The 13051-nt window shown below is 68.6% G+C and carries 13 protein-coding genes and 1 pseudogene; 4 read left to right on the plus strand and 10 right to left on the minus strand.

Annotation, left to right across the window (positions count from 1 at the left end; all coding sequences use genetic code 11):
- From FLV34_RS41945 to FLV34_RS34660, 10 genes and pseudogenes are all read right to left on the minus strand, one after another.
- A pseudogene (locus FLV34_RS41945) lies at nucleotides 1–214 on the minus strand (hypothetical protein); the annotation flags it as partial.
- Nucleotides 211–456, minus strand: a complete 246-nt coding sequence (locus FLV34_RS34620) for a hypothetical protein (protein WP_142652755.1) — start codon at nucleotides 454–456, stop codon at nucleotides 211–213. The gene FLV34_RS34620 and the pseudogene FLV34_RS41945, both read right to left, overlap by 4 nt.
- 331 nt (nucleotides 457–787) lie before the next feature.
- Nucleotides 788–1399, minus strand: a complete 612-nt coding sequence (locus FLV34_RS34625) for a helix-turn-helix domain-containing protein (RefSeq protein WP_187280808.1) — start codon at nucleotides 1397–1399, stop codon at nucleotides 788–790.
- A 411-nt stretch (nucleotides 1400–1810) separates the two neighbouring features.
- Nucleotides 1811–2728: an ABC transporter substrate-binding protein gene (locus FLV34_RS34630; protein WP_142648703.1), complete on the minus strand. Its 918-nt coding sequence runs from the start codon at nucleotides 2726–2728 to the stop codon at nucleotides 1811–1813.
- Nucleotides 2728–3906: an LLM class flavin-dependent oxidoreductase gene (locus FLV34_RS34635; RefSeq protein WP_142648702.1), complete on the minus strand. Its 1179-nt coding sequence runs from the start codon at nucleotides 3904–3906 to the stop codon at nucleotides 2728–2730. The genes FLV34_RS34630 and FLV34_RS34635 overlap by 1 nt, the downstream gene beginning before the upstream one ends.
- On the minus strand, nucleotides 3896–4957 hold the full coding sequence (locus FLV34_RS34640; RefSeq protein WP_147945110.1) for an LLM class flavin-dependent oxidoreductase: 1062 nt from the start codon (nucleotides 4955–4957) through the stop codon (nucleotides 3896–3898). Before FLV34_RS34640 ends, FLV34_RS34635 begins: the two co-directional genes overlap by 11 nt.
- Nucleotides 4954–6024: an ABC transporter substrate-binding protein gene (locus tag FLV34_RS34645; protein ID WP_147945111.1), complete on the minus strand. Its 1071-nt coding sequence runs from the start codon at nucleotides 6022–6024 to the stop codon at nucleotides 4954–4956. The genes FLV34_RS34640 and FLV34_RS34645 overlap by 4 nt, the downstream gene beginning before the upstream one ends.
- 72 nt (nucleotides 6025–6096) lie before the next feature.
- Nucleotides 6097–6837 (minus strand): ABC transporter ATP-binding protein, encoded by a 741-nt coding sequence (locus FLV34_RS34650; protein WP_142648699.1) that lies wholly within the window; start codon nucleotides 6835–6837, stop codon nucleotides 6097–6099.
- A 19-nt stretch (nucleotides 6838–6856) separates the two neighbouring features.
- Nucleotides 6857–7741: an ABC transporter permease gene (locus tag FLV34_RS34655; RefSeq protein WP_147945112.1), complete on the minus strand. Its 885-nt coding sequence runs from the start codon at nucleotides 7739–7741 to the stop codon at nucleotides 6857–6859.
- A gap of 6 nt (nucleotides 7742–7747) precedes the next feature.
- Complete coding sequence (locus FLV34_RS34660; protein WP_260617329.1) at nucleotides 7748–8674, minus strand: ABC transporter substrate-binding protein; 927 nt, start codon at nucleotides 8672–8674, stop codon at nucleotides 7748–7750.
- Nucleotides 8675–9188: 514 nt separating this feature from the next.
- Here FLV34_RS34660 and FLV34_RS34665 point away from each other — a divergent pair.
- From FLV34_RS34665 to FLV34_RS34680, 4 genes are all read left to right on the plus strand, one after another.
- On the plus strand, nucleotides 9189–9944 hold the full coding sequence (locus FLV34_RS34665; RefSeq protein ID WP_142648694.1) for an RDD family protein: 756 nt from the start codon (nucleotides 9189–9191) through the stop codon (nucleotides 9942–9944).
- A gap of 90 nt (nucleotides 9945–10034) precedes the next feature.
- Nucleotides 10035–10796 (plus strand): SDR family oxidoreductase, encoded by a 762-nt coding sequence (locus FLV34_RS34670; protein ID WP_260617328.1) that lies wholly within the window; start codon nucleotides 10035–10037, stop codon nucleotides 10794–10796.
- Nucleotides 10797–10923: 127 nt separating this feature from the next.
- Nucleotides 10924–12123, plus strand: a complete 1200-nt coding sequence (locus tag FLV34_RS34675; RefSeq protein ID WP_147945113.1) for a low temperature requirement protein A — start codon at nucleotides 10924–10926, stop codon at nucleotides 12121–12123.
- A gap of 94 nt (nucleotides 12124–12217) precedes the next feature.
- Nucleotides 12218–12973 (plus strand): SDR family oxidoreductase, encoded by a 756-nt coding sequence (locus FLV34_RS34680; RefSeq protein WP_147945114.1) that lies wholly within the window; start codon nucleotides 12218–12220, stop codon nucleotides 12971–12973.
- Nucleotides 12974–13051: the final 78 nt, after the last annotated feature.

The raw sequence follows: 13051 nt of genomic DNA on the forward strand, positions 1-13051 counted from the left end.
TTGGGGATACTTCCTCGGGGCTGGCATCGTGACGTGATTCTCCCTTCCGCCAGCAGATGATGCTGGCTTCAGGGCCTCCACGAAAGTCGGAGTGGTTCAGAAGGAGCAACGGCCCTTCCAACTGCTCAAGGAGACGCACGCACGAGGCATGGTGCATGTCATCGCGATCGACAACGGCGATCAGCGGACCTGTGTCCAGGAGCGTAGCGGTCACACCGACCGATTGAATCGCTCTGCCAGCAAATCTTCGACCCGTTCTGACAGATCGCCCTCTCCGGATGCGCCGATCCCCGCGATCGACAGGCGGCGACGCCGTACCGGTTCCGATGGACCTTCGCTCGCGGCCTCAGCGAGTTCCGGGTCCGTCTTGACCAGCCGCAGCAGCCGACCCGCCTGGTCTGGCGACAGCCGGTCAACCAGGTGATGAAGCTCCTCATGCGCATGCCCGGCGCTCATGCTCTGAGTCTACGCTGGCGATCTCACCAGCGGCAGGCACACGCTGGCGTGCCCGATGTGTGCCCGTTCGGTTGGCACGCAGCGGGGAGCCGCGGGGACTCATGGTGACCCCACCGCGGTCGATGAGGGTTTGTAAGCCGGTGATCGTGGTGGGCTGATCGGGCTGGGCGCGCAGCCATTTTTTCATGGTCTGCTGGAAGCGTTCGACTTTTCCGCAGGTGGTGGGGTGGTTGGGGGTGGAGTTCTTCTGGGTGACGTGCAGGCGGCGTAGTTCGCTTTCGAAGGCGTTGCGGCCGCCGGCCGGACGAGGCGAGCACCGGAAGGGCACCACCTACTTTGAATGTCGGTCAGGGTGGAGGCGGGCACGCCGTGAGCGGCACAGGCAAGGCGGAAGGTGTCGCGCACGATCGGGCCGGTGACGCGAGGGTGGGCGGTCACCGACAGGGCGTAGGGAGTGGTCGTCCAGCCAGGTGAGAATCTCGGCGTCGGTGCCGTCGGCGAGGCGGTAGTGGGTGAAGTCGGCCTGCCAGGTCTCGTTCGGCTGCTCGGCTTGGAAACGGATGTAGGAGAATCGTGGTCGTTTGCCCGGCTCGGGGGTGACCAGCCCGGCGCGGTTCAGATAGCGGCTGATCGTGGCCCGGGACACGATGACCTGGTGATGCTGCTGCAGGTGCCAGGCGATGGTGTCCGGCCCGGCGTCCAGGCCCTGGCCGGACAGCTGTTTACGCAGGCGGATGATGAGATCGACGATCTCGGCGTCGATCGCGGTCGGTGAGGTCGTGGGTCGTCGGGATCGGGGCTCGAACGCCGTCTCGCCCTGCTCCCGGTAGCGGGCGACCAGCTTGGACACCCAGCCTTTGGAGACGCCGTAGGAGCGGGCGACGTCCGCCTGTGAGCGGCCCTCGACGACGACCGCCGTGATGATGAGTCTGGCCTTCGACACGGGCTGACTCTCGACCGCCCGCAGGCTCTAACCGCCTGTGTTTCCTATCTCCGGAGACATGCGCCTACCGGGTTTCCTATGTCTTGAGACACCCGTTTCTTATGTCCTGAAGCACAACACCTCAGGGCGCGCTCTCCCATCCAGCCCAGTTGCGCCCTGTTCTGGGCTTGATCGTGCCATGCTGGCGCGCGCAGCCGAACGCCGCCGAGAGCCGCCGCTTGTCGCCAGTCACGGGAGGTACGCGGTTGCGAAGGTCATGCTGCGGTGCCGGCGCCGATGCATGACGTGGAAGATCACCGTCTGGCAGCCGCGCGTGATCAGCCCCGAGGGTCCCCTGGTGATCGTCATTGATCACACAGCACAGGGCCGAACCCGGAGGCCGGGTCCGGCCCTGCGGCACTTCTGGTCTCGTCACCTGGCCTGGGAGGCCTCCACGAGCCGTGCGATATCGGGCAGTACGGCCTCCGCCACAGTGATCTTCCGATCGATCAGGCCGCTGGCGTGGAAGAGGTCCGCCGCGCGCTGCTGTTCCGCGACGAAGTCGTCGGTGACGGGCTGCAGCCCGAACGGGCGGGTGCGCAGGGCGTGCTCCCAGGCGTCGACGCTCCCACCGTCGTCGGCGGCGAACAGTTCGGCCGCGGCACGATAGTTCTGCTGGATCCACGCGTCGGACTCCTGAAGCGCGCCGACGATGGCGGCGAGCTCCTCGCGGTGCCCTTCGGCGAAGTCGCGCCGGGTGAACCAGAGCGATCGGTGGCTGAACAATCCGTCGGTAGCGACGAGTTCTCGGATGGCGGCCTCCTGCTCGACGCGGGTGAGGGCAGGGTACGAGCCGACCCACGCGTCCACCTCACGGTCCAGGAACAGCTGGGCGGCGTCGGTGTAGGCGTCGACCGGCTCGATGTCCTTCCACGTCAGCCCGGCCCGGTCGAGTGCGAACAGCAGAAGTGTGGTCTGCCACGAGCCGTGGCCGAGCGCGACCCGCTTGCCCTTCAGGTCCTCCAGGGATTTGATCGGCGAATCCTCGTGCACGACCAGCCGGCCGTTCTCGTGACGGGGCCCGGAGATCGCCACGTACACGATGTCGTGTCCCTTGCCCTGCGCGGTGACCGGCGGCGTGGAACCGGTGCCGATGAAGTCGTACCCACCGTCGAAGAGGTGGTCGCCGTGCACAGTGGGGAGTGCCTTGGTGGCATCGGGGCGCTCGCCCTGCGGGAGGCTGCGCAAATCCACCCATTCGACATCAGGCAGGGAGCGCTCCAGGATGCCCTGGTGGCGCAGTACCCACAGTGAGTTGTTGTTGGGGAAGTAGCCGACACGGACGCTCATCAGATGGTTCCTTTCGCGATAGACAGGGTGTGCGGGTGCAGCGGGGAGGTCTGGCGGATGTCGTGGCCACGCAGCAGAGGAAGTACTTCCTCGCCGACGCGGTAGGCCTCCTCCAGGTGGGGGACGCCGGCGAGGATGAAGGCGTCGACGCCGATTCCGATCAGCTCGTCGAGCCGTTCGGCGACCTGTTCATAGCTCCCCACGAGCCCGAAGGCGGGACCGCCGCGGAGCAGGTGGAAGCCGCCCCAGACGTTCGGCGACACCTCCAGCTCCCGGTAATCGCGAACCGGCCAGGAGATGAACGACTGGCTGCGCAGCCAGCCGACGGAGTCACCGTCCGCGCTGCGTAGCGCCGCCGGGTCGACATGCGCCCAGCCGCGCCTGATCTCGTCCCATGCCGCCTCCTCTGTCTCACGGGCGAGCACGTCGATGCGGACGGCGAACTTGGGAGCCCGTCCGAGCGCGGCGCTGTGCTCGCGGACCTGGGCGAACTTGGCCGCCAACTCGGGGAAGGGTTCCAGCCACGACAGGTAGTAGTCGGCGTGGCGGCCCGCCGCCTCGATGGCGGCCTTGGACGAGCCGGAGAAGTAGATCTCCGGGAAGGGTTGCCGAGCGAGCGGCTCGGGCAGCCCCGCCCCCTCGACCCGGTAGAACCGGCCCTCGTAGTCGAACGGACCACCGTTCCACACGCCCTTGAGCACATCGAGGAACTCCGACGTCCGGGCATACCGATCGTCGTGGTCGACCCGGTCCCCCCACCAGAGCTGGGCAGGGCCGCCACCACCAGAGATGATGTTGTAGACGACTCGTCCGCCGGTCGCCCGCTGCAGGCTCGCCGACATCCGGGCCGCCTGCACCGGGTGGAGGAAACCCGGCTGATAGGCGATCATGAAACGGTACGTCGTGGTCTCGCGGGCCAGTGCCGCGGCCGTGGCCCACGGGTCGTCAGTAAACGGGAACGACGGCAACAGGCCGCCGACGAACCCAGAGCTCTCCGAGGCTCTGGCGACGTCGGCCATGTGATCGACGTACGAGTAACCGTCGCGGCGGCCGTCCCGGATCCCTGGGGTCAGGCTGCCGGGTACCACCGGCGCCCACTCCCCCCGGCTGGACACCCGGCGCCGCAGCGACGGCTGATCACCGTGAGTCCCGATCCGCCAGTAGATGTCAATGGGCATGCTCGATCTCCTTAGCGAACAGCGGCAGCAACCGCTCGCCCAGCCGGTAGGTCTCCTCGATGTGGGGCCGTGCCTCCAGGACGAACGTGGTCACCCCCTGGTCGAGGTAGCCGCGGATGCCGGCTGCGACGGTCTCGTATGAACCGACCAGGCCGGGCGTGGCGGAATCGGCGATGCGGGCGAATCCATGCCACAGACCGGTCCGCGGGTCGGGATCCGGTAGGCCGTCCTCTGCGCCGCCGATGATGTTCCACAGCCGCCGTGCCTCGTCCCACGCCTCATCGTCGTCGTCTCGTGCCAGGACGGGGAGCCGCAGACCGTACTCGAGCTTGCGGCCTGCCTCCGCCGACCGCGCACCCAGCTCGGCGATGCCTGCCGCCACGTCCTGATCTCCGGTGAACAGGTGCACGTCGGCATGCCGCGCCGAGACTGCGAGCGCGTCTGATGAGGTGCCGGTCAGGTATACGCGGGGGAACGGCAGGCCCGAGTTGGGCGGCTGGAATCCGCCCGCGAGCACCTGGTAGAAACGGCCTTCGTAGGTGTAGCCCTCCCCGTTCCACACGCCTCTGGCCACGGTGAGAAACTCCTCTGCCCGGGCGTACCGGTCCGCCCCCTGCAGGAAGTCCCCCTGCGACCGGGCGACGGCCGGGTCGAGATCGATGTCGATCTGCCAGCCGAGCCGGTTGTCGGTGAACCGCTGGAGGGACGCTGAGAACTTGGCCGCGTAGACGGGCGTGGCGATCCCTGGATGAAAACCGGCCACGACCCGAAGGTGCCGGCTCTGTCTCAGCAGGCCGGCGGCCACGACCAGGGACTCCTCGCCGGCGGGGTCGAAGGGCACGAGTGCCCCGCCGAGGCCGGCTATCTCCGCTGCCCTGCCAATCTGAGCGAGGTGTTCGAACGGCCCGAAGGCGCCCGGCCGTAGATCGGTGACGAACGCGGGCAGCGGGCGCCGCGCGGCGGGTTGCCAGTCCCCCCGGTCCCGTCGCAGCGGGTCACGCCCGTCTCCCCGGGTCGGCACTGTGATCAGGAAGTCCGGACTGTCCGTCATCGCGCCACCACCTCGGCGGTCTGCGTCACGCCCGGCAGGCCGTTCCGCCCGGCCTGCGCGTCGAGCCGCTTGCGGGCGAGTTCGAGCGGCTCAGGTGCCGCCCATGCGTCGATGTCCACGTCGGCGTCGAGGAATCCGTGGATCAGCAGGAAGTCCTTCTGAATCCGCAGGAGTTCCAACCGCTCGGGCGAGAGGTCCGGGTGGAGCGAGTGGTGGAAGTCGCCTCGGTAGGCGGTGGTCACGGCATCCGTTCCAGACCGCGTCTCGCCCGCCAGGATCTCGCGCACCCGGCCCAGATTGCCCGGCGCCCAGTCGGCGGCGCGCAGCGTCTGGGCGAGGAATCCGACGACCAGATCGGGATGCTCGTCCAGGAGCCGCTCGTGCACCGTGATCGGCCTCGGGGTGCCGTTGTTGACCCTGGTACGGCGGTCGGGATGCGCGTCGAGGTCGACGGCGACCACGGCACCGATCTCCTTGGCCTGCTCGGCGGCCCGCGCCCCCTTGGCGTACACCGCGTCCACCTCGCCTCGCGCCAACTCGGCGATACCCGGCCAGGAGAACGCCCGGTCACCGGCGTCCCGACCGACCGACGGGCTGGACTGGGCGGCCACCTCGACGAAGATGACGTCGTCGAGGGTCAGTCCGCCCTGGGACAACGCGCCCTTGATTCCATGCAGAGCCATGGCCCGGGGGAAGCTCTTCGCCCGGGTCTCAGCCCATGCGGGCAGGGCGACCCGGGCACCGGCCAGGTCCGCGGCGCCGGTGATGCCCGAGTCGGCCCTGACGAGGATGGACTGCCACTCCTCGATCCAGGTCAGGCCGATCAGCCGGGTCGGGGCACCGGCCGAGCGGGCGGCCAGCGCGGGGACGTTGCCGCCCTCCCTGAACAGCCCGAGAAGCTGATGATCGAAATGATGCTTGGCCAGTTCAGGCCCCGCATCCTGAAGGATGCCGATGTCCAGGCCCGCCACCTGGAACTCCTCTTTCAACCAGCCCTGGTTGTGGGCGAGGCCGCTGGCGGTGGGAACGGGGCACCGGGTGTACCAGATCTTGTCAAGGGAAGACATGTGACTCCTACGTGTGTCTGCGTCCGCCTCGTATTGGGGCCGACGCACCCAGACGGGTGGTGGGCGGGTGAGCTAATGCGAGGCCGGAACCACACCCAGGTGGCTCAGGAAGAGCCGTCGGTAGTCGGCGAACGGGGCGCTGTTGCGGTCCCGGGGATGGGGCAGGTCGATCCTCTGGTCGACGGCCAGCGTCCCTTCTCGCAGCACCACGACCCGGTCCGCCAGCCGTACGGCCTCGTCCACGTCGTGCGTGACGAGGACGACCGCCGGACGGTGCCGCGCGCAGAGCTCCGCGACCAGTTCCTGCATCTGGAGGCGGGTCAGCGCGTCCAGCGCGGCGAACGGCTCATCGAGCAGCAACACCTCGGGATCGCGCACGAGGGCCCTGGCGAGGGCCACCCGCTGCGCCTCTCCTCCGGAGAGGGTCGCGGGCCACGCCCGCCCGTATCCCTCCAGCCCGACCTCGGCCAATGCTCGGCGCCCCGCCTCCCGCGCGGCGGCCGGGAGACCGAGGATGACGTTGGCCAGCACCCGCCTGGCCGGGATCAGCCGCGGCTCCTGATAGACGGTCGTACGGCGGCGCGCCGCCAGCACGGTACCGGCGTCGGGGAGCTCCAGGCCCGCCAGGATGCGCAGCAGGGTGGTCTTCCCGGTACCGCTCGGGCCGAGGAGGGCGAAGAACTCACCCCTGCGAATCTCCAGATCGATTCCGGACAGTACGGTTTTGGCTCCGAATGCCTTGCGTAGCCCGCTGATCCGTACGGCCAGGCCGTCGGTGGCGGCGTCTTCTTCGCCGATCGTCGTCTCGGTCATCGAGTCCTCCCGCGTGCGCTCATCGGGCGACCAGGTGCCGGCGCCAGGGCATGGCCAGGCGCTCGAGCAACCGGATCACGCCGTCGAAGACCAGTCCGAGAACGGCGTAAATGAGGATGCAGAGCACCATGTAGTCGGGACGGAAGTACTGCTGGGCGAGAGTGACCAGATAACCGATGCCCTCGATGGCACCAATCTGTTCGGCGGCGATCAGGCCGGTGAGCGAGACCGACAGGCAGATGCGCAGCGCCATCAGGATGTTGGGCAGCGCGCTCGGGATGATGACTTCGATGGCCAGCCTGTGACCGCCCAGGCCGAAACCGCGCGCCGCCTCGACCACCTTGCGGTCGACGTTCCTGACCCCGAGGTAGGTGTAGGCGTACATAGGGACCGCCGCCGACACCGCAATCAGCACGATCTTGAACGTCTCGCCGACACCGAACCACGAGATGAACAGCGGGACCAGTGCGAGGAAAGGCACCGCCCGCATCATCTGCATGGTCGGGTCGACCAGCTCCTCACCCAGTGCCGAGATGCCGGCGGCGACTCCGAGCACCAGCCCGATCCCGCCGCCGACGAGCACGCCGAGCCCTGCCCTCTGCGCCGAGGCGAGCAGATAGTCGACGAGTTGGCCGGTCGCGATCAGCTCGCGTAGGGCGTCGAAGACGGAAGACGGCGCGGCCAGCACGTCCGGCGGGATGCGTCCGCTGCTCGACCCGTACCACCAGCAGACGAGCAGCAGCAGCGGTACGCCGATCCGCAGGCCGCCCGACAACGCCGGTGGGCGACGTCTGACACCGAGATACTGCGGAGCCTCCAGATCGGAGACCTCGGCGGCAGGCAGGACGCCGGGGCCCGACCGCACGCCCACGTCACTTGATGTGTGCACTCTCTCCACGGTCATGGCAGGTCACCCGGCCGAGGCGGGCGACGAAGCTCCGGTTGCCGCCTTCAGATCGAAGAGCACGTTCGCCGGATCGACAGGCCCGGGCACCACTCCGTACTTCCGGAACAGATCGGCCACCTGCTGGATGTTGGCGCCGTCGTCCTGGGTGACGTAGCGAGGGATGTTGGCGTGCTTGGCCGTTTCGATGTCCAGCGCCAGCCGCGCGCCGCTCACAGCCGTCGGGCCCTGCGTGAGAAACACGTTCTCGAACTTCTCCGGTGTCTTCTTGGCCTCCTCTGTCAGCTCCTGCACCACCTCGAGATAGACGCGGACCGCCTCGGGATGCTGTTCGAGCAGTTCGTTGCGCGCGGCGAGGATGGTCAGGTCCTTGTCATCGAGCTCCCGGCCATGCACGATCACCCGGGCGCCCTTGTTCACCGCCTCCGGGTAGGCCTTGACGATCGCCCACCAGGCGTCCACCTTGCCGGTCGCGAAGGCCGCGGCGCCCTGGTCGGGGTTGAGGTATACGCGCTTGACCTGGTCGACCGGGACTCCGGCCTTCTCCAGGGCGAGCAGGAGCAGGTACTCCCCCTTGCCGCCCTTGTTCACCGCCACCTGCTTGCCGACCAGGTCCTTGACCGACTTGATCGGGCTGTCGGGCCGTACGACCAGCCCGTCGGTGTCCGGCGCGGCCGGGTCAGTGACCGGGTCGGTAACGGAGAAGATCTTGATGTCGGGACTGTTCGCGAGATAGCCGACCGCGGGCGAGATGGCACCCTGGATAACGTTCACCGATCCCGAATGCACCGCATCGATGGTCGCGGTGAAGGAGGCGTAGGAACCGCCCCACTCCACCGAGGCGCCGACGGCCTTGAGCCGCTTTTCCAGGATGCCCTCGCGTTTGGCGTAGGCGAGCGGGCCGGCGTTGCCGGGGTCCTGCAGCTTGAGCACCGCACCGGTCCCGCCCGAGGACGGGGATCCGCCGGCGGTCGAGGATGACGAACCGCAGGCGGCGGTGAGGACCGCGAGCGACACAACCGCAGCGAGGACCGCGACGTGCGCGCTCCGCCGAGATCGCCGATCGGACCGGTGCAATCGAGATTTCCACATGGCGATGACAAGCCCCTAACAGTGGGAGGAAAGCGACTAGACGAGGCCGACCACATGCGGCCACCGGGACGGGACAGAGAACCCCTTGATCAAGGGCGAAGGATCGGAGAACGCCTCCGGCGCAACCGCCCGCGAGGCGGTCCGCGTTCACCTACAGAGGCTGGCGTCCACGTACATGAAGTCGATCGCGCGCCGGGACGTTAGGGCAACACTGGACATATTACCCTTTATTTCAGGTAGGGAATAAATAGGTCAAAGGCATCTCATGATGCGAGATGCACGAGTAGTCCGTCGACACGGGCGCTGGAGTTTCGTCAGGCCGCGCACACGCAGGCCCTGGGCGGCGGCGCGGGACATGCTCGACCACGTGGACGACGGCGTCGTCGCGCAGGTGCAGGCCGAGTCGGCGAAGCAGGAGTCCGTGGGGCAGGCGCGGCAGCTCGCCTTCCACAAGGGCATCAAATCCGGCATTCCTCACAACCGGACCGCGGGGGCCACACTTGCGGGCATGACAACCACCCCCCAGGCGGCGACATGGACCACCGCCGCACGGCGCCACCGTTTCGCCGCTTTCCTGGTCGACAACCTGATCCTTCTCGTGGCCAACGCTCTGATCGGGCTGATGCTGAAGCCGCCCGCCCAGCCCCGGACCGACGAGCCGGGTTATCTCACGACGCTGCTCAACCCGTACGCGGACGCCGACTGGCCGCTGCAGGTCGCGATAACCGTCGTGGGCGCCGCCTACTTCTGGGTGCAACACGCACTGTGGGGCCAGACGCTCGGTAAGCGGCTGTATCGCCTGAAGGTGGTGTCAGCCGCGACGGGAGCGATGCCCGCCCGCCGCCAGATCGGGATCCGGACGCTGGTCCACCCTCTCCTCGGCTCGGCGGTTCCATATCTCGGATCGGTTCTCTACCTCGTCGACGCCCTGTGGATCTTCGGTGATCCCCGGCGGCGCTGCCTGCACGACATCGTCGCCGGGACCGTCGTCGTGGACGTGTCCGCCCCCGGCACGAAGGCATCGGGGACGTCCGGGTTCCTGACCGGGCTCGTGGTCGTCCTCGCCGCGTCCGCCGCGTTCGCACTGATCACCACGCTGCTGGCGGCGTAGGACTCACCGAACAGCCGTGACACCGGGATCGGGGGCCAGGGCGCTTTCCGGTCCCGGGTGGCGGGCGTACGGTCGCCGGTGCATATCGTCGTGTCCGAGGAGCAGGAAGGCCAGGGCATGAAGATCGCCGTCATCGGGGGGACCGGCCTCATCGGATCCCGGTTGGTCAGGATTCTGAACGCGCGCGGGCACGAGGCGGTGCCCCATTCGAGGTCCACCGGTGTGGACCTGCTCACCGGCCGCGGCCTGCCCGAGGCGCTGGCCGGCGCCGACGTGGTCGTCAACCTGACGAAACCGCAGCGCTTCGACGACGCCTCGCCCGCCTTCTTCCGGACGACGATGAACCACCTGCTGACCGAGGCGGCGGCGGCCGGCGTCGGGCATGCGGTCATCCTGTCGATCGTGGGCGCCGACCTGGTGCCGAGCCTGGTCTACTACCAGGCCAAGGTGCTGCAGGAGGACCTGCTCAAGGCGGGCCCGGTGCCCTACTCGATCGTGCGTTCCACGCAGTTCTTCGAGTTCATCGACACGGTGCTGTCCTGGACCTCCGACGAGCACACCGTCCGCCTGCCCGCCACTCTCATGCAGCCCATGGCGGCCGACGACGTCGCCCGGGCCGTGGCCGACATCAGCGTGGGCGTCCCGCTGCGCGGCACCCGCGACATCGCGGGCCCTGAGGTCTTCGCGCTCGACGAGCTGGGCAGGATCACCCTCGCCGCCCGTGGCGACCGCCGTACGGTCGTCACCGACGACGGCGCGGGCATGTACGCCGCCGCGCCGGGCCGCGCCCTCGTCGCCAAGGACGGCGCCGTCATCGCCGAAACCACCTATCGGGAGTGGCTCGCACGCTGACGCCCGCCGTCTCTGTCACAGATCGAACGCCCTGCCCTGTCTTCGAGGCGACCGTACGTTGCCCAGCGACAGGAGCAGGACCTTGCCACCAGCAGGCACCACGATCCGGATCCGGATCCGGGTCCGGATGAGCGCCCGTGCCATCGACGAGCCGCATCGCGTCTCAAGTCAGTTGGAGCTGCTGTTCGACCTCACCTTCGTGGTCGCGGTCGCGGCCGTCACCGCGCAGTTCGCGCACGACATCGCCGAGGGCCGCGGCCTGGCCGGGCTGGTGCCGTTCCTCCAGGTGTTCTTCGCGATCTGGTGGGCGTGGATGAACTTCACGTGGTTCGCCTCGTCCTACGACACCGACGACGTCGCCTACCGGGTGCTCACCATGGTGCAGATGGCCGGCGTGCTGGTCCTCGCCGCCGGGGTGCCCGCCGCGGCGAGCCGCTCCGAGTACGGAGTCATCACCCTGGGCTACCTCGTGATGAGGATCGGGCTCGTCGCCCAGTGGCTGCGGGCCGGTTTCGAAGACCCGGCGAGGCGGCGTACGGCGTTCCGCTACGCCGCCGGCATCGCCGTCCTGCAGCTGGGCTGGCTGTCGCGGCTCGTTCTTGTGGAGACGGAAGTGCTGCCCTCGTCCTCCGGCCTGCCGTACTTCGTCTGCCTCGCCGTCCTGGAGCTCGCCGTGCCGTGGTGGGCGGAGCGGGCCGGGGCCACCAACTGGCATCCGCACCACATCGCCGAGCGGTACGGCCTGTTCACGATCATCCTGCTCGGGGAGAGCGTGCTGGCCGCGAGCAGAGGGGTCGGACGGGCTCTGGAGGCGGACGCCGTCGGCGGCTCCTTCGTCGTGATCTCCATCGCCGGTCTCATCCTGCTCTTCGCTCTGTGGTGGCTGTACTTCCTCGGGCCTGCCGGGGACGGTCTCACCGACCGCCGCCATAGGTCCTACCTGTGGGGATATGGCCACTATGGGATATTCGCGGCCCTGGCGGCCCTCGGCGCCGGGCTTGAGGTGGCGGTGGAGCGGAACGGGCACGACGTGTCGTCATCGGCGCTCGGTTACGCGGTCGCCGTCCCGGTTGGGGTCTGTCTCGCCCTGCTGTGGGCGGTGCACGTGCTCGTCGTCCGAGAGCCCGTCATGTCCCCCGCCGCGGTCGTGGCGTGCGTCCTCGTCGTCCTGTCACTGCCGCTCGCGACGCCCTGGATCGGTGTGGCCGGCACGGTCGCGGCGATCGCGACGGTCTGCGTTCTGCTGGTCGCGGTCACGATCTGGACGGCGGCCGTCAGGTCCCGCTCGCGTGACATGAGTCACCTCGCCGGTGACGAGCCGATGTGAACTTCGCCTCCGCCGTCACAACCCCGGAGGCTGTCCGGTCTTAGCTGGCGACCGGGCGGCGACGAGACCGCCCGGCGGACAGAAAGAGAGCACGATGAAGATCGTCGTTATCGGCGGCACCGGCCTGATCGGGTCGAAGCTGGTGAAGAAGCTGGGCGAGCACGGCCACGAGGCGGTGGCGGCCTCACCGAACACCGGCGTCAACACCCTGACCGGCGAGGGCCTGGCCGAGGTGCTGGAGGGTGCGCACGTGGTGGTCGACGTGTCGAACTCGCCGTCGTTCGAGCGGACCGCGGTGCTGAAGTTCTTCGAGACCTCCACGGGCAACCTGCTCGCGGCCGAGGCCGACGCGGGCGTGGGTCACCACGTCGCGGTGTCGATCGTGGGCACCGAGCGGATGCCGGAGAACGGCTACTTCGCGGCGAAGATCGCCCAGGAGCAGCTCATCGAGAAGTCGGGCATCCCGTTCTCGCTCGTGCACTCGACCCAGTTCTTCGAGTTCGCCCGCGGCATCGCGGACGACGCCACGGTGGACGGCAAGGTGCACATGGCGCCCGTGCTCTTCCAGCCCATCGCGGGTGAGGACGTCGCCGAGGCGGTCGGCCGGGCCGCGATGGGGTCGCCGCTGAACGGCCGGGTCGAGATCGCCGGGCCCGAGCGGTTCCGGATGGACGAGTTCTTCCAGAAGGCGCTGACCGCGTGGGGCGACCCGCGCGAGGTCGTCGTCGACCCGCACGCGCGTTACTTCGGCAGCGAGCTGAGCGAGCACTCCCTCGTTCCGATCGGCGACGCCTCCCTCGGCACCATTCACTACCTCGACTGGCTCGGCGACGCCGCCACCGGCAAGTAGGCAGGCGAGGCCGTTCATTCCCGGGCGCGTACGCGATGACCACCGTCACCCCCCTCGCACCGCCGCGCAGTGCCCCGC

The organism is Microbispora sp. CSR-4 (assembly GCF_008033685.1).
Taxonomy (GTDB): domain Bacteria; phylum Actinomycetota; class Actinomycetes; order Streptosporangiales; family Streptosporangiaceae; genus Microbispora.